General features: G+C 36.5%; 13 protein-coding genes and 1 pseudogene. 8 read left to right on the forward strand and 6 right to left on the reverse strand.

Annotation, left to right across the window (positions count from 1 at the left end; all coding sequences use genetic code 11):
• The 5 genes from ftsZ to EGI22_RS14785 all read left to right on the forward strand — a co-directional run bounded on the left by ftsZ (position 1) and on the right by EGI22_RS14785 (position 7,040).
• Positions 1 to 1,332: a cell division protein FtsZ gene (ftsZ, locus tag EGI22_RS14765; protein ID WP_255069235.1), complete on the forward strand. Its 1,332-nt coding sequence runs from the start codon at positions 1 to 3 to the stop codon at positions 1,330 to 1,332.
• Positions 1,333 to 1,464: 132 nt separating this feature from the next.
• Complete coding sequence (locus EGI22_RS14770; RefSeq protein WP_255069236.1) at positions 1,465 to 2,991, forward strand: carboxylesterase/lipase family protein; 1,527 nt, start codon at positions 1,465 to 1,467, stop codon at positions 2,989 to 2,991.
• Positions 2,988 to 3,959, forward strand: a complete 972-nt coding sequence (locus EGI22_RS14775) for an aldo/keto reductase (protein WP_255069237.1) — start codon at positions 2,988 to 2,990, stop codon at positions 3,957 to 3,959. The genes EGI22_RS14770 and EGI22_RS14775 overlap by 4 nt, the downstream gene beginning before the upstream one ends.
• 207 nt (positions 3,960 to 4,166) lie before the next feature.
• Positions 4,167 to 5,549, forward strand: a complete 1,383-nt coding sequence (locus tag EGI22_RS14780) for a D-arabinono-1,4-lactone oxidase (protein ID WP_255069238.1) — start codon at positions 4,167 to 4,169, stop codon at positions 5,547 to 5,549.
• Positions 5,550 to 7,040: a DUF1593 domain-containing protein gene (locus EGI22_RS14785; protein ID WP_255069240.1), complete on the forward strand. Its 1,491-nt coding sequence runs from the start codon at positions 5,550 to 5,552 to the stop codon at positions 7,038 to 7,040.
• A 6-nt stretch (positions 7,041 to 7,046) separates the two neighbouring features.
• Here EGI22_RS14785 and EGI22_RS14790 read toward each other — a convergent pair whose 3' ends face one another.
• The 5 genes from EGI22_RS14790 to EGI22_RS14810 form a co-directional block, all read right to left on the reverse strand.
• Positions 7,047 to 8,033, reverse strand: coding sequence for an NAD(P)H-dependent glycerol-3-phosphate dehydrogenase (locus EGI22_RS14790; protein ID WP_255069241.1), 987 nt, complete (start codon positions 8,031 to 8,033; stop codon positions 7,047 to 7,049).
• 109 nt (positions 8,034 to 8,142) lie between these two features.
• Positions 8,143 to 9,534, reverse strand: a complete 1,392-nt coding sequence (locus EGI22_RS14795; RefSeq protein ID WP_255069242.1) for an efflux RND transporter periplasmic adaptor subunit — start codon at positions 9,532 to 9,534, stop codon at positions 8,143 to 8,145.
• Positions 9,535 to 9,539: 5 nt separating this feature from the next.
• Positions 9,540 to 10,997: a TolC family protein gene (locus EGI22_RS14800; protein ID WP_255069243.1), complete on the reverse strand. Its 1,458-nt coding sequence runs from the start codon at positions 10,995 to 10,997 to the stop codon at positions 9,540 to 9,542.
• A 110-nt stretch (positions 10,998 to 11,107) separates the two neighbouring features.
• Positions 11,108 to 11,959 (reverse strand): AraC family transcriptional regulator, encoded by an 852-nt coding sequence (locus EGI22_RS14805; RefSeq protein WP_255069244.1) that lies wholly within the window; start codon positions 11,957 to 11,959, stop codon positions 11,108 to 11,110.
• A gap of 10 nt (positions 11,960 to 11,969) precedes the next feature.
• A complete protein-coding gene (locus EGI22_RS14810; RefSeq protein ID WP_255069245.1) occupies positions 11,970 to 13,571 on the reverse strand; it encodes an amidohydrolase family protein in 1,602 nt (533 codons plus the stop codon).
• 108 nt (positions 13,572 to 13,679) lie between these two features.
• On the opposite strand from EGI22_RS14810, the gene EGI22_RS14815 reads away from it, so the two are divergent.
• The 3 genes from EGI22_RS14815 (at position 13,680) to EGI22_RS14825 (ending at position 16,568) form a co-directional block, all read left to right on the forward strand.
• Entirely contained in the window at positions 13,680 to 14,105 is a 426-nt protein-coding gene (locus EGI22_RS14815; RefSeq protein ID WP_255069246.1) for a hypothetical protein, read from the forward strand.
• Positions 14,106 to 14,222: 117 nt separating this feature from the next.
• A complete protein-coding gene (locus EGI22_RS14820; RefSeq protein ID WP_255069247.1) occupies positions 14,223 to 14,657 on the forward strand; it encodes a hypothetical protein in 435 nt (144 codons plus the stop codon).
• A 234-nt stretch (positions 14,658 to 14,891) separates the two neighbouring features.
• The gene (locus EGI22_RS14825) at positions 14,892 to 16,568 is read left to right on the forward strand and encodes a hypothetical protein (protein WP_255069248.1); all 1,677 of its coding nucleotides are present in this window, start codon (positions 14,892 to 14,894) and stop codon (positions 16,566 to 16,568) included.
• Between the two features lie 219 nt (positions 16,569 to 16,787).
• Here the strand turns inward: EGI22_RS14825 and EGI22_RS14830 are convergent.
• Positions 16,788 to 17,511 (reverse strand): annotated as a pseudogene (locus EGI22_RS14830) (DDE transposase); the annotation flags it as partial.

The following is a 17,511-nucleotide window of genomic DNA, read 5'->3' on the forward strand; positions in this document are numbered from 1 at the left end:
ATGATCTTAGAACCCGAATATACACTTGATTTTAAGTCAGATATGCAAAAAATAATAAAAGTAATAGGTGTAGGTGGCGGTGGTGGAAACGCCATGCTCAACATGTACCATCAAGGTGTTCATGATGTTGATTTTGTGGCCTGCAACACCGACGCACAAGCTTTAAAACAATTTCCGGAAGACGTTATTAAACTTCAACTAGGTGCTGAACTCACCAAAGGTCTTGGAGCAGGAACTGACTGGAAAGTTGGAAAACAAGCTGCCATAGAAAGTGAAAAATCTATAAATGACCTACTTGAAGACCCAACCGAAATGGTGTTTATCACCGCTGGAATGGGTGGTGGAACTGGAACTGGAGCTGCTCCAGAAATTGCAAGATATGCAAAGTCTAAAAAAAGACTAACTATTGGCGTTGTAACGGATCCTTTCAGACACGAAGGATTAGACAAGTTTGAACAAGCCACCAACGGAATAGCAAAACTTAAAGATTTCTGTGATACAGTTTTAGTAATCAAAAACGATAGATTAGTAGAAATGTACGGCGATTTGGACATAGAATCTGCCTACAAAAAAGCCGATGAAGTTTTGGCAAATGCCGTAAAAAGTATTGCAGAATTGATAACCCGACCAGGTATAGTAAACTTGGACTTTGCCGATGTGAAAACTGTATTAGGTGATGCAGGCCATGCGGTAATGGGCTCAGCCGAAGCTTCTGGTCCTGACAGAGCTTCGATAGCTATTGAGGCTGCTCTTAACTCTCCTTTGTTAGAAAACAATAACATCAAAGGAGCGAAACGAATTTTGGTTTCGATTGCCTATTCTGACGAGCTACCAGAATACAAAATCAAAATGTCAGACCAAGCTAAAGTGACGGATTTTGTGGAAAGCCAAATAAAATCTAGAGCAAAAATATTCAAACACGGTTTTGCGATAGATAGAACTCTTAAAGACAAAGTAAGAGTAACGATAGTAGCTGCAAGGTTTGACGAAATCTTTGAAGATATTGAACCAGAAGAACCAAAAAAAGTTGAGGAAACTAAGCCAGAAGTTGGAAAAGGCATACATGCAATTATTCCAGAAAAACCTGCAAAAATATCTTTACCAAAACCTACTAACCAAATTGGGTTATTCGAGCAAGAAGATAAGTTTTTGAAAACTATCCAAGAAATGACGAAAAATGGCGTTGATGTAGAAACTTTGATAGAATCTCCCGCTTATAAAAGATATGGAGTGGAGTTGTTAGATGCAGATGAAATTGGAGAAGAAAATTTAGAGAAAATAAATTTGGTTGACTTATACACTGAGCTAAGCAATCAAAAGCTCATTGATTAAAATAATATTGAGAATAAAATTGGCCTTGAATTTTAAAATTCAGGGCTTTTTTTATGGTTTAAATTATTATTCTTGCAAAACTTCCATAGTCTTTTTACCTTGGACAAATATTCAACCTGAGAAAAATAACCCATGAAAATCTTTAGCATTTTCTTATCTGTTCTTGTTTCTGCATCGCTATTTGCCCAATCTCCTACTGCGACCATCACCGGTGGGAAAATAGTAGGAGAAATTAAAGAAGAAATTCAAATCTATAAAGGGATTCCTTTTGCAGCACCACCAGTTGGCGATTTGAGATGGAAAGCACCTCAGGCTGTAATTCCATGGAAAGGCACTAAGTCTTGCCTAAGCTTTGGACCTAGTCCAATGCAAGACCCACCTGTTCCTTTTTTTTGTTGGACTGAAGAATATCTAATACCTAAAGAGCCAATTAGTGAAGATTGCTTGTACTTAAATATTTGGTCAGGAGCCAAAACCAAAAAGGAAAAGAGACCAGTGTTCGTTTATATTTATGGCGGAGGTTTTAGAAGTGGAGGAGCTGGTTGTGCGATATATGATGGAGAAGCTATGGCCAAAAAAGGCGTAGTGTTTGTTACTATCAATTATCGTGTAGGTGTTTTTGGCTTCCTAGCCCATCCTGAATTAACGAAAGAGGCTGAATATAATTCTTCAGGGAACTATGCACTTTTAGATATGCTTGCGGCATTAAAATGGGTTCAGAAAAACATAGCTCAATTTGGTGGCGATGCTTCCAATGTAACTATAGCCGGTCAGTCTGCAGGTGCTTTTGCTGTAAACAATCTTGTGGCTTCTCCCCTATCCAAAGGACTTTTTCATAAAGCTATCGCCGAAAGTGGTGGTAGTATATTAGATAGTCCATTAAGACCAAAATTAACATTACAAAATGCCGAAGAGCAAGGAGCCAAATTTGCTGAAAATCTTAACTGTAAATCTTTGGCAGAACTAAGAAAACTATCTTCAGAAGAGATTCACAAAGGAAAAGGAGGTTTGAGTTCCCCCATAGTAGATGGTTATTTTTTACCAGAAAGTATTGGTGAAATATTCAAAAAAGGAAAACAAAATGATGTACCATCGATAGTAGGATGGAACGAAGAAGACAGGGTGTCTGGTAAGCCACTTTCTGCAGAAAATTTCAAAGAAACTTCACGAAAAAGATTCGGCGAGTTGACTGATGAATTTTTAGCAGTTTATCCAGCGGAAACGGACGAGCAAGCTTATAAATCACAAATGGGTGTAGGAAGAGATGAGTATTTTGGGGTTCAAGATTATGTTTGGGCTAAAATGCAAACTAGCACTGGAAAATCTAAGGCCTATATTTATAATTTTAACAGAAAACTACCAAGCTATACGCCTGAAACAGACTTTGGTGCATTCCACACGGGCGAAGTTCCTTATGCATACAATAACCTCAAAACAGTAAACCGTCCTTGGGAAAAAGTGGACTTCGAAATAGCTGATAAAATGTCTGAATATTGGGTAAATTTTGCCAAAACTGGAAATCCAAATGGGGCTAATTTGCCAAAATGGGAAGTTTATGATCCAAAAAATGAAAATGTGTTAATAATAGATAAAGAAATAGTTTCGAAACCTTTACCAACAAAAGCCCAGATGATGTTTTGGGAGAAATATTTAAAATGAAATACAGGAAATTTGGCCGTACTGGCTGGCAAGTAAGCGAAATGGGCTACGGCATGTGGGGAATGGCAGGCTGGACAGGCTCAGAAGAAAAAGAAGTGAACGAAGCTCTAGACAGAGCTATAGAATTAGGTTGTAATTTTTTCGATACGGCCTGGGGCTATGGCGAAGGAAAAAGTGAGGAAATATTGAATGCTACATTAAAAAGAAATGCTTCAAAAAAACTTTATGTAGCTACCAAGATTCCACCTAAAAACAGAATTTGGCCATCGAAAAGTCATTTTGACATTAAAGACGTTTTTCCTGCAAATTATATAGTAGAATACACCGAAAAGAGCTTAAAAAACCTTGGCGTGGAATGCATGGACTTGCAGCAGTTTCATGTTTGGGAAGACGCTTGGGCTCAACAAGATGAATGGAAAGAAACCATAAGTAAACTCACAAAGGAAGGAAAAGTAAAAGCTTGGGGTGTAAGTGTAAATCGCTGGGAACCCAACAATTGTCTAGAAACAATCAAAACCGATTTGATAGACGCGGTACAAGTGATTTATAATATATTTGACCAAGCTCCTGAAGATTTATTGCTTCCACTTTGCAGAGAAAAAGACATTGCCGTAATAGCTCGCGTGCCTTTTGATGAGGGAACGCTGACAGGTACTTTTACAAAAGATACCACTTTCCCTGAAGACGACTGGCGTTCGAAATATTTTGTGCCTGAAAACCTAAGTTCTAGTGTTGAACATGCGGATGCTTTAAAGCCATTAATTCCTAATGAAATGACTATGGCACAAATGGCTTTAAGATTTATCTTGGCAAATCCAGAAATTTCTACCATAATACCTGGAATGAGACGCATTAAAAACGTAGATATGAATATGGGTTGCTCTGATGCTGGACCTTTAGATTCGTCATTGTTAAGCGAACTTAAGAAACACCGTTGGGACAGAATACCGACAGAGTGGAGTATGTAAAATAGAGGTATAATTGAGGATTTAAAATTAGGAAAGCTCTAAAATCTAAGACTGCCGCAGCGGCAGGGATGGAGCCTTTGTTTGAGCTCCTATGGTGGTCTGGCCTTGGCCGAACACCAAAGAGCGAGTGGCGAGAGCCCGACCTATTGGTGCCGCCCAAATTTTCTTAACTATGATAAGTATTCAACCGAAAAAATATAAGCATCTATGAAAAAAAGAGAATTTCTAAAGTCAGCTTCGCTATTTGCTGCTGGGGCGGCTTTTCCGCAATTGATGAGCTGCAATAATGCAAATGAAAACACCACATCGAATGAAACTATGGGAGAAGCGATAAAAGTAGGACGAACAAACTGGGCTGGGAACTATACCTACAACACGGACAATTTGGTGGCTCCGCATTCTGTAGAAGAACTGCAGGAAATGATAAAATCGTATGACAAGGCCAAGGGATTGGGCACTATGCACTGCTTCAATGGTATAGCAGACAGCAAGTTTAATCAGATTTCGACGGCGGCGTTTAATAAAGTGATTGGCCTTGACAAGGAAAAACATACCGTGACGGTGCAGTCGGGGATAAAATATGGAGAGTTTTGCGAATATTTAGACGAAAACGGGTTTGCGTTGCACAATTTGGCATCTTTGCCACATATTTCGGTGGCAGGAGCTTGTAGCACTTCCACACATGGATCGGGCATAAAAAATGGCGGCTTAGCTACAGCGGTGACGGCATTGGAAATGGTGAATGGAAAAGGCGAATTGGTAAAACTGAGTAAGGAAAAAGACGGTGATGAGTTTAGGATGGCCGTGATAGGATTGGGTGCTTTGGGTATTGTAACGCAGGTGACTTTGAAAGTGGTTCCGACTTTTAAGATGAAACAGATAGTTTACCAAAACATGCCTATGGCGGCTTTGGAGAAGGATTTTGAGAAAATAATGGGAAGTGGATATAGTGTGAGCTTGTTTACCGACTGGAAAAACAAAAACGTGAGTGAGGTTTGGATCAAGAGTAAATCAGAAGACATGAAGGAAATACCGAAGGAGTTTTTTGGAGCTACGCTTGCCACAAAAAACCTGCATCCGATAGAGTCTGCTGATGCTATAAACTGCACCGACCAAATGGGCGAGGAAGGACCATGGTACAAAAGGATGCCACACTTTAAGATGGGTTTTACGCCAAGTAGCGGCAAAGAACTGCAATCGGAGTTTTTTGTGGACATAAAACATGCCTATGAGGCGTTTATGGCTGTAGAAAAACTCAATGAAAAAGTGGCTCCTCTACTTTTTATTACAGAAATAAGAACAATAGCTGCCGACGACTTGCCGATGAGCCCTTTTTATAAAAAGACTTGTTTAGCCATACATTTTACCTGGAAACAAGAAATTGATGCCGTAAATGCACTTTTGCCTGAAGTAGAAAAGGCTTTGGATCCATTTAGCCCTAGACCGCACTGGGGCAAGGTGTTCAGAATGGAACCAAAAACACTACAATCTAGAATAAGTAGATTGGACGAGTTTAAAGCTTTGATGGCGAAACATGACCCTGATGGCAAATTCAGAAATGATTATATAAATACTAACCTGTTTGGGTAAATGAAGAAAATACTATTTTTAATGTTAATTTCCTTGGTCAGTTTTGGGCAAAATAATTCAAAGCCAAGAACGATTGTAACAACAGATGGCGAGTTAGACGACGTGGATTCATTTGTGAGGTTGCTGTTATATGCCAATGAATTTAACATAGAAGGCTTGATAATCAGTAGCTCACAGTGGCACTACAAAGGCGATGGGAAAGGCACGAAGTTTATTTCAGAAATGGATATGACAAAAAAAATGTACGGCGAACGAACGGAATTGCGTTGGCCCGGCACAGACTGGATTTTTGAGTTGGTGGATGCTTATGGCAAAGTATATCCAAACTTGAAAAAGCATTCAGTAGACTATCCGAGTGATACTCATTTAAAAAGCCTAATAAGAATAGGGAACATTGACTTTGAAGGTGAAATGGAAAAGGATACCGAGGGGTCAGAATATATAAAAGCCAAACTGCTTGACGATAATATGGAGCCGCTATATCTGCAAGTATGGGGCGGTACAAATACCATAGCGAGAGCAATGAAATCTATTGAAGACGAATATAAAAACACGGCTTCATGGGAAAAAATCTATAAAAAAGTGTGTCAAAAGGCTATAATTTATGCGATACTTGACCAAGATGCTACTTATAGAAAATACATATCGGTTAATTGGCCAGATGTGAAAATATTTTATAATTCAAATCAATTTTGGTGTTTTGCGTATTTTTGGAAAAAGGCTGTTCCTGAGGCTTTTCATAAGTACTTAGAGGGTTCTTTTATGGGTGAAAAAGTAATTTTGAATCATGGAGCATTAACCAAAATGTATTATAGTTATGGTGACGAAAATCCACCCAAAGGCGAAATAGAAGACATCTATAGCGATCCTGAAAAAATCAAGAATAACCAGTGGGGAAGTTTTACGAAATATGATTTTATCTCTGAGGGAGATTCGCCCGCATTTTTACATTTGGTGGATATTGGACTTGAGAACCTCAAAAATCCGCAAAATGGAGGATGGGGAGGACGATTGGTGCAATCTAAAACTCATCCAAACAGATGGGAAGATGGTGAAGCCGCTTCAGATTACAATCCATTTACACAAAAAATTGACCTAGGATTTGCTCAAGCACGTTGGGTGCCAGCTATACAAGAAGACTTTGCTGCACGGGCAGATTGGTGTGTGAAAGAATTCAATGAGGCAAACCATGCTCCTAAAATAACAGTAAAAGGAGGGAAAAACCTAAGTGTAAAACCAGGACAAAAGGTAAAAATCAATGCAGAAACTGCAGATCCAGATGGTAACAAAATTGCAGTAAAATTTTGGCAGTATGAGGATGTTGGAACATCAAAAGAAAAGTTGATAATAAATACAAAAGGAAATACTGCGACCTTTACATTACCTAAAAAAACAGCAAGCGGAAGCACTTTTCATGTAATTGTGGAAGGGACTGATGATGGATCTCCTGCTTTAACACGTTACCAAAGAGTAGTATTGACGGTAAAATAAGAACAATTAAATCAATTGTTCTTTTAGTTTTTCAAAAGCTTTAAGAAGACTTTGGTTTTTATATAAAACACCATAAGTAAAATCTAAAATTGGCATTTTGACACCCAAATGTTTATTGATTTCGTGAATACTTTTTACGGCATAATAGCCTTCGGCTATCATTTTCAGTTCTATCTGTGCCGTTTTAACCGAATATCCTCTGCCTATCATATTACCGAAAGTACGGTTTCTGCTAAACTGTGAATAGGCTGTCACCAACAAATCACCTAAATAAGCAGACGAATTTATTTCCCTTTCGGCAGGTGATATCTTATTAACAAAACGTTCGATTTCGAGCATCGCATTGGAAACCATAACGGCTTGGAAATTGTCGCCAGCACCCATTCCGTGTGTAATTCCGCAAGCTAAAGCAACGATATTTTTCATTACAGCAGCATATTCCACACCGTCAATATCTTTAATAAAGGCTGTTTTGACAAATCTACAGGCTAATAACTCAGCAAAATCTTTTGCAGTGTCTATGTTTTCAGAAGCGATAGTAAGATAAGATTGTTTTTCAAGAGCAATTTCTTCAGCATGGCACGGACCGGCTATGGCTCCGAAATTTCCTTTTGGAATATTGAATTTTTCAGAAAACCAATCTGTAACCAAAAGATTATGAGAAGGCACCATACCTTTAACACCAGAGATTATTTTTTTCCCTTGAAATAGTTCTGGGTTTACATCAGCTAAAGCTGCTTCCACAAAGGCCGCAGGGATTGCCAAAACCACCCATTCTGAGCCTTTTAGAGCTTCTTTTAGATTGTGATAAGGTTTGATTTTAGAAGGATGCAGCTCTACACTAGATAGGTATTCGGGATTGTGATGATGTTTCTTAATATGTTTTATAGCCTCAATATTCCGAAGCCACCATTTTATTTTAATGTTCTTCTCAGAAAGAATTTTTATCAATGCCGTAGCCCAACTTCCTCCACCTATTACCGTTACACTCATTTGTTTTTGAAATGATTTAAAGGCAAAAATAGCACATTTGCCTTATATATTTAAAAAAAAAGAGTGACCAAAAACTGTCACTCTTTTCCGATAACCCTAAACCCTATATTTATTTTTTAACTTCTTTTGCCTTTTTTAAGGCTACTTTATCACCGTCGTTAAGTTTTTTTGAAACTTCTAAAAATGGCCCTGATATTATCTCCTCTCCATCTTTTAAACCAGAAACTACCTCTATCATGCCAGCACTTGTATCTGTTATGCCAGTTTTAACTTCGCGTTTTTTTGCAATACCCTTGTCATTTACAAAAACTATTTCTTTCGGCTTATCCTTTTTGATTTCACTTTCCTCAGCAACTGCACCTAGACCCATTCCATCTTCCTCTTTTTTATCTTTCTTGTCTTTACCCTCAACTCTGGTAGTAACTGCTGAAATTGGCACAGAAAGTACTCCTGGCTTGGTAGAAGTTACAATATCAACTGTTGCAGTCATTCCAGGTTTAAATGGATATTTTTTACCTTCGCTGATATTAATTAAATCACTATATGAGGAAGGCAAAATTTTGATTCTAACTTCAAACTCTGTAACAGATTCAGTTGAATTGCTTGAGCTTCCCGTCAATGATCCACCAGCTCCATTTGCTGTATTTGCTACTTGTGATACAATTCCTCTAAACTTTTTATTAGAAGAAGAATAAGCATCTACATCAACAATTACAGTATCTCCTTTACTAACTCTAATGATATCGTTTTCATTTACGTTTACTCGAACCTCCATATTGTTAAGGTTTGCAATTCTCAACATTTCGGTACCTGTCATCTGAGATGTACCCACTACTCTTTCACCCAACTCTACCGCAAGTTTAGAAACAATACCATTCATTGGAGCATATATATTGGTTTTCCTCAAGTTTTCGGAAGCATCTTTCAAAGCTGCTTCAGCACTATTTATTCCATATTTTGCAGCTTCAAAATTTGATTTTGCAGCGTCTACATCTTGGCGAGCAATCTTCATATTAGTTTCTGCAGTTTCAAAATCTGACTGAGAAATAACTTTTTCAGCTAATAGTTTTTTCTGACGATTGTACTCCATTTGAGCTCTTAGCAATTGCGACTCCGCTCTAGAAATAGCAGCTTTGGTTTGTTCTGCATTTGCTCTTGATTGATTTACACCTGCTTTGAATCTATCAACAACAGAAACATAGTTTTCAGGTTGAATTTTTAATAAAAGCTGACCTTTTTTAACAGAATCACCCTCTTTTACATAAAGTCCAATAATTTCACCAGGAACGTCAGGCGATATTTTCACTTCAACTTCCGGCTGAATTTTGCCAGATGCAGAAACAGTTTCTACCAAAGTACCTTTAATAACTTTAGACAATTCTACTTCTGTTGGCTTTTCCTGCATTATCCAACCTTGTTTTTTAGCTACTAAAAACAAAATCAAAAGGGCCAACAAAACACCTAAAAGTATATACCAAATTTTATTCGATCTCTTTTTCATAATTCTTAAAATGCTAATGGTTTATTCTGATAAAAATCTAATATTTTAATTCGAAATATGTAATCGTATTTAGCAACAATCAGATTCGACTTTGCTCTATCTAAGTTTGTTTTTGCCAAATTATAATCTACAAATGTGCTCGACCCAGCATTGTATCTAGATTCAGCAGCCTTGAAGGACCTTTCTAATGCATTGGTTTGCATCAATGTAGCCGAATACCTTTTTTGTGCATTTAGCATCGTGATGTATGCTTGATCTATATTTTGCTTTATTTGCAATTTTGTGGCGTCATTTTGCAAATTCACCTGCATTTTTTGAATTTTGGCAGCTTGTGTTTGATATTTCTGATTGTATCCATTGAAAATCGGAATCCTAGCCGATAAACCAAGGTTTAAGTTTTGGTTTCCAGTCAATTGTTTAAAGTATGGAATGCCTTCAGATGTATAATTTGTTTGCGGAAAATTAATAACAAAAGGAATTGTCTGTCCTTCAAATTCGGCAGAAACAGGAATTTGGTTAACAGTAGGCGTACTAGCTATCAATTTTTTGGCCACGCTAGATACAGCAGTTCCCCAGTTAGTAGTTGCAGATATTGTCGGCAAACCTACACTTTTGGCTATTTCAATATTTTTATCAGCGGCTTTTACTCTTAAATCCCCCGCTTTAATTTCAGGCAAATAACCAACTGCCGTTTCGTAAATAGCGTTAGGTGATTCGCCATAATTTATAATATTTGGATCCGGTACATCTATTCTTGAAACCTGCACAATCATTTCTGTTGGAGCATTCATGGCTTGCTTTAGAGTCAGAATAGCAGATTCGTGATTGTTTTGTGCATTTATCAAACTCAACTCATCATTTGCCTGCTGAGCTTCTAGGTCAAATATATTTGTTTCTGGCAAAGCTCCTGAGCGAATTAGTATTGCTGTTCTATCTAATTGCAGTCTAGTAACTTCTAGCTGCTTTTGTGCCACATCTATTAGGTCTTCTGTAGACAATACATTAAGATATGCCACAGCAACTTGTAGAGAAACATTGTTTTTCTGGGTAGCAATGTCCATTTGAGCAGCTTCCAAACTCAATTGGCTTCTATCTACAGTGTTTTTTATTCTTCCACCATTATATATTGGCATGCTTAATCCAACACCCATGTTATTGGTACCGATAGTTTGTGTTACTACACTGTTTGTAAATGGGTCAACATTTCTACCGGCGTTGCCATTGAGATTAAACTGCCCGTTGGCAGTAGGGAGATTGGCAACTTTGGCTTGATTTAATGTCACAATACCATTTTCAACGGCCATTTGAGATTGCTTAAGCGAAATATTATTATTTAAAGCATAATCTATACATGCTCGCAAGGAATATTTCTGAGCTACTTCTGAACCCGTTACTTTGGTTTGAGCTTGGGCAACCATACCGCAAGTCGCAAAAAGAATAATTAGTAATTTTTTGAATTTCATACTTCGATTCAATAATTGAATACAATTTTAACATCTATATGGCACTCAAAGCCATTGATTTTATTTGAACGGTAAAATAGATGAAATAAAGGTAAGGATGTGGTTTAAATTTATTTACCAATTTTGTTTGGCGTGACACCATACTTATCTTTGAAGCTCTTAATAAAATGCGAAACGCTTTCGTATCCAATCATTTCTGCCACTTCTTCTACGTTGCTTATTTTGTTTTTCAGCAAGAAAGCTCCATGCTCTAATTTTTTGTCTTTAATCCAAATTCCTGGCGACATACTAAACTTTTCTTGAAACTCCCGTTTAAAAGCCGAAAGACTTCTCCCCGAAAGTTTTGCGAGTTCGTTGAGGTTGAGTGGTTTCAAATAAAAAGTATTAAGGATAAAATCTAAGTCAGCTTTTTGACCTGCATAAATAGAAAAAAGTAAATTTTTGAGTTGATTTTTCGGATCAAACTCCAAAAGATGAAGGAGAAGTTCTTGTACTTTTAGTTTCAGAAACTGATTGAGATACTTCGTTTTAGTCTTGAAATAGGGTTGAATGGACTCTATATATTTCCCAAAAGTTTCGTTAGACTTCAAAGTTAACAACCATGAACTATTAGGGTCTGAGTCAGTTATGTTTTGAAATAATTCTAAATTTTGGCTCACAAATTCTTTCAATATTTTTTCATCAAAAAAGAAAACCAAACTTTTATAGGCTTCATTGATAGACTCTGACATCAAATAATAACCTCGTTTTACAAAAAGCACATCGCCCTTTTGCACTCTCACTTCTTGACTAGAACTGCTAAAGATTTTATCTCCTTCTAAAACATATATTACGGCGTTCTCTTCAAAAAACACATCGTTTTTAGAAGGATAAACATCACTTCTGTATGCAACAAAAGTATTATCTTGAATCTTTAGAGACTCAAATTGGTGTGCTTGTATTTCGGAGGGGATTCTTAGCATATATTCTGTATCAATTACCGACTTTCCCTTCTCCTTGTTTCTTTATCCCTGGTTGCAAAATCTCAAAATTTTCTTCTGCCTTGGCTTTTTCCACCATTACTTTTACATCTTCCAAAAGTTTTTTGGCATCATACACTATTCCGTCTTTTACAGTATATTTCACGCCGCCTACTCTTATTACTTCGTTAGCATCATTTACTTTTATGGCACCTGTACCATAAAGCGTCTTTAGATTGGCCAAAGGATTTTCCTCCATTATCGCAAAATCTGCTAGTTTCCCAACTTCTACGGAACCTATCTCTTTGTCCATACCCAATGCCTCCGCACCTTTAATAGTTGCTGCTCTGATAACCTCCAATGGATGAAAGCCCGCCTCCCGCAATAACTCCAACTCTCTTATATAAGCAAAACCATACAACTGATAGATAAAACCAGAATCGGAACCTGCAGTAACTCTTCCACCTTTATTTTTGTATTCGTTTACAAATCTCATCCAAATCTTATAGTTTTCTTTCCATTGCACCTCTTGCTCTGTGCCCCAGTTGAGCCAATAGCTACCATGAGATATACGGCTAGGCCCATAAAAACGCCAAAGCGAGGGTAAAGTATAGTCTTCGTGCCATTCTGCCCTCCTAGCCAACATAAACTCCCGATTGGCCTCATAAATATTAAAAGTCGGGTCAAGCGTAAAATCTAACTTCAAAAGCTCGTCCATCACTTGGTACCATTTAGCAGAGCCTGGTTCGGCGGCTTGTTTCCAAAGTTTACCAGCTTCCTCAAACCTATTCTGTTCGTTGTTGTAATTATAGTCTGCTGGGTAATTCTGTAGCGTACGCTCATCAAACAAGGCCTCTGGCAAGCCATACCAATGCTCCATAGACGTTAAACCCGCTTTTGCAGTGGCCAATACGTTCATTCTAGCTACTTCTAATTGAGCATGATGACAGGCGGAACGAAGTCCTAAAAGCTTATTTTCGGATAGAGCAGCCCTAAAAACCTCAGGTTCAGCACCAAAAAACTTAATTCCATCTGCACCTTTTTTGGCATTGTTTCGCACCCACTCTCTCGCTTGCTCTGGCGTAACAATTGGCGTATCAGAACCCATTCCGAAAGCCGTATAAGCCAATATCCTCGGAGCAGTGATTTCATTCTTTAAACTTTTTTGCTTGTGTTTAAGCGTCCAGTCTAGGCCGTTTCCAGCCGATGGTTCTCTGATAGTAGTTATACCATGGCCCAACCAAAGCTTAAAAACATATTCGGAAGGTGTGCCTTGGGAGCTTCCTCCAATATGCCCATGCATATCTATAAAACCAGGCGTAAGGTACATGCCGGTACAATCTAACTCTTTGTCACCAGCTTCGGCTTTGGGTCTTCTTTTAGGGTCAATAGGCACACCAGGGTATCCCACTTGTTTTATGGCCGCGATTCTATTTTTCTCAACCACAATGTCTACCGGCCCCATAGGAGGTGCTCCCGTGCTATTAACCAAGGTTACTCCTCTAATTATAAGTTTATTATATGGCCCTTCGCCTTCCACACGGTTTGGAGCATCTTTGATTTGACCAATCGTTATGAGCGGCAGACATACCAAAAGTAGAAATATCTTTTTCATGAGTTTCAGGTTTGAATGAAATGAGGAAACAATTTAGGAATATTATGACAAAAGTTAGAGGAAAACAAAAAATAGATTACTTTTGAAATATTAAATCCAAAACAAATAATGCGTTTCTTATCTCTTTTTATATTCCTTAACTTCTCCTTTAACCTAAATGGCCAAATAAGTCTTTTCAAAGATATTAACCAATTAGAAGATGGGTCTTATCCTTCTAATTTCAGAGAAGTAAACGGTAAGATATTTTTTACCGTAAAAATAAATGGAAGATTAGAACTTTGGGTAACGGATGGCACCAATTTAAACACAAAAAAAATTACAGATAAAACCCTTAAATTTTCTTCATTTTTTTACACAAACCTACAAGTAGATAATGGATATCTTTATTTTTGGGTCAACAAAACATATCCTCAAAATGGTTTTGAATTATGGAGAACCGATGGAGTATCAGAAGAAAAATTACTTGACAATAGCCCTTTCAATTATTTATATTTTATCAATCATGTTCCTTATCATATTTCAACATTTAATTAATTCTATAGAATAGAAAACGGGCAGGAAACTTTAGTCTCAAGTGAATTAATAGGCATTAGTGAACTTTCTAGACTTGGAAATCCAGAATATTTAGGACAAGAGGCAATTCTCTTGCAAATGGAACCTCAAATTCCTTCTCTTTCATTATCAAAACTAAAAATATGGAAAACCAATGGAACTGAAAATGGCACAAACTTAATAGAACAAATTGATAGTGTTATTACAAATAATTATTCTTCCTCTAATTATAATATTTTTCAGAGAACGATTCAAATTGACAATCAATCATACATTTTAATAAAAAGGGTTTACTATGTAGAAAATTCACCATTTCTTGTTAATACTGATCTTTGGAAAACGGATGGAAATACTATAACATTGGTTAAAAGAATCAGCTCTAATTCTAACTATAACTTTAGCGAAGAAATAATTAGTTTAGCAAAATATGGAGACAAAATAATTTTCAATTTTGACAATAAACAGCTTTGGATAAGCGATGGAACTACTTCTCGTACATTTTCACTAAGAAATGGAACACTGAAAGGAGATTAAAATAATAAAACTTGGGGTTTTAACAATAATAAATTTTACTTTTCTGCATCTGAAAACAATGATTTTGAGCTTTGGGAATCTGATGGAACCGTTCAGGGAACAAAATTAGTAAAAGACCTAAACTCAGGTACTTCATCATATCCTACTAATTTCGAAAGTATCAACGGTAAGGTTTTTTTTAAAGCTAATGTTGATGAAATTTGGACAACTAACGGAACGCCAACGGGTACTTTTATGGTCAAAAAACTCTTACTTCCATTAAATTATGCCATAGACACTTATCCTCCTCAATATATTTCTGCCACAAATGGCACCATTTTTTTCCAAAATTATGATCCTATCAATAATTTTGAGCTTTGGAAATGTGATGAAAACTTTCAGAATGAGGAACTCCTTAAAAACATAAATACAATAACACAAAGCTCTAAAAATTATGAAATATCAGCGAAAGCAGGAAAATACTGGTATTTTAGTGGTACAGATATAAATGGAACTGAGCTTTGGAAAACAGACGGAACTTCTGGTGGAACAAAAATGGTAAAAGATATTTCACCATTAGACCAAAGCATAAGAATTTTCGAAATAGTGGCCGTAGATACTTCTGTAATTTTTACAGCTACAATTAATAATTTGGGACCTAAAAAGTTATTTAAATCGGATGGAACTGAAATGGGTACGGTAGAAATCAATCTGTTAAATTATCCCAACATTGAACCTCAAGAATTAATTTTAATAGATTCCAAATTGTTCTTTTCAGGATTTGACATTAATCTTTTAAGAAGAGTTTTATGGACCTACGACATTACAAATGGGAATATTAATTCCGTCACAAATGACCAATATTCTCCTTCAAACAAAATAAGTATTAGCAATAAATTAATCTATGCGGCTGACGATGGCCTGTTTGTAAGCGATGGAACATTAGCGGGCAGTAGTCAGTTTTCTGGTGGCATACTATCTGGGCCTACCTACATGAAATTTCCTGTAGAGTATAACGAAAAAATACTATTTTTTTCCCAAGGTGCGTTCCCTACTCCAGATTTTTCTTTATACGAAACAGATGGTACGATTGCAGGTACAAATCAAATTAAAATCCTAGGGGATTATTTTATGTTCTCCTCAGCAAACACCCTATTCTTAACAAAACTAAACGGTAAATTGATATTTTCTGGTCATTTAAATCAAAATAATGAAGGTACTTTTTTAGAACTTTGGAGTACCGATGGTACAAATGAAAATACCAATAAATTCACAGAATTAAAAATTGAAAATTCCAGTCCAACCAATATAAATAATTACAATATTAAATATGTGAAAAACGAAAATGAACTTTTCGTTTTTGTGAAATTTTATAGCACAAATTTGAATAAATTCATGTTCAAAATTTACAAAACAGACGGTACTAATAATGGAACTCATTTGATCTTAAGTAGGACGAATGTTGATTTGCCTTATGAAATGACAACATTTGATGGCAAAATATATTTCAGTACTCAAAATTCAGAAAATGGTTATGAATTATGGAGAAGTGATGGAACATCACTTGGCACTTATTTGATTAAAGACTTAAATCCAGGTGTAATAAATTCTAATCCAAAATATTTTATGCCATTTGAAAACATTCTACTCTTTTGGGCTTTCCATCCTCTATATGGTTTTGAACTCCATCAATATATCTCAAACCCATGTGAGGCAGACAAAAATTATACCATGCAGTCTGGAAATTGGTCAGACCCAAATACTTGGTCTTGTCAACATGTACCTTTGGAAAGTGAAATTGTAATTATCAAAAATCCCCATAAAGTAAACGTTTCACTGGGTTATAAGGCTGTGGCAAATATTCTATGCACCGAAATGGGTGCAGTTTTAGATATTCCAGCAGGAGTTTTGGTGGAATTTAAAGCCAACTAAAAAAAAATATTAGACATTGAATTATAGACTTAGGGCGTCCTTGATAATTGCAAAAAAAATACTGTTTTTCAAGAATCCAGTCTTTCACGAGTCTGGATTTTTTGTTTTTTGGCTTTGAGAATTCTTGAAAAATTTACATTTTCATTTTTTTGTTTGCAATTCTTGTTTTTTAGATGAGTTTGGGCAGTCTTATCCCGTGATATTTCTCTTAAAAGTTTTTCAAGCTACTTTTTTGACTTGTTTTTGTTGCCGTTTTGATAGTCGGACGACATTTGCAGTAAAGATTCCGAAGAACATCCACACGATTTGTGTTTCTGGTGTTTTTGCTTTGATTTTCCTTAGGCCATAGTTTTCTTTTTCCGTGCCAAATGAGCCTTCTAGGCGTGTTCCTCTTTCTATAGAAAGGATGGTTTTAACTTTTTTGATATTTTTATCTGTTACTTTTTTACCCTTTGCAACAAAATTGGTTTGCAGTTTTTTAGTGGTACAAAACCGCCTATTGCTATTTGTTGGATAAATCCCATCTGCTGCTAAATGTGTACAAGTTCCAATCATCAATCGATGTTTATAGTAAGCATGCTTTAGTCTGGTAGTCTCGTTGAAGGCATTGAAACTGTGGTGTTCAATGATGTTTAGCCCTCCAACTTGCATTATGTGAGCTTTTATACCAAACTCAACTGGTTTGTTTTCTTTTCCTCTTACGATCGGCCTTATGTGTGGTTGTGAAAGACTCACTATTCTATCTTTCACGCTAGTAGTTTTATTTTCAACAAGATAGCTTTGTTGTAGATATACTTTTCGGATGGTTTTAAATTTAGCTGCAACTTTTTCTGAAAGATGTAAACCTTTGGTTTGATCTAAAAGATTCTGATATGCATCAATTCCTTTTTTAAGTAGTTTGAGGAGTGATTTTACTCGCTTTTTGTTAGCTTTGATGCCTATT

It is taken from the genome of Lacihabitans sp. LS3-19 (assembly GCF_024343575.1).
Taxonomy (GTDB): Bacteria; Bacteroidota; Bacteroidia; order Cytophagales; family Spirosomataceae; genus Leadbetterella.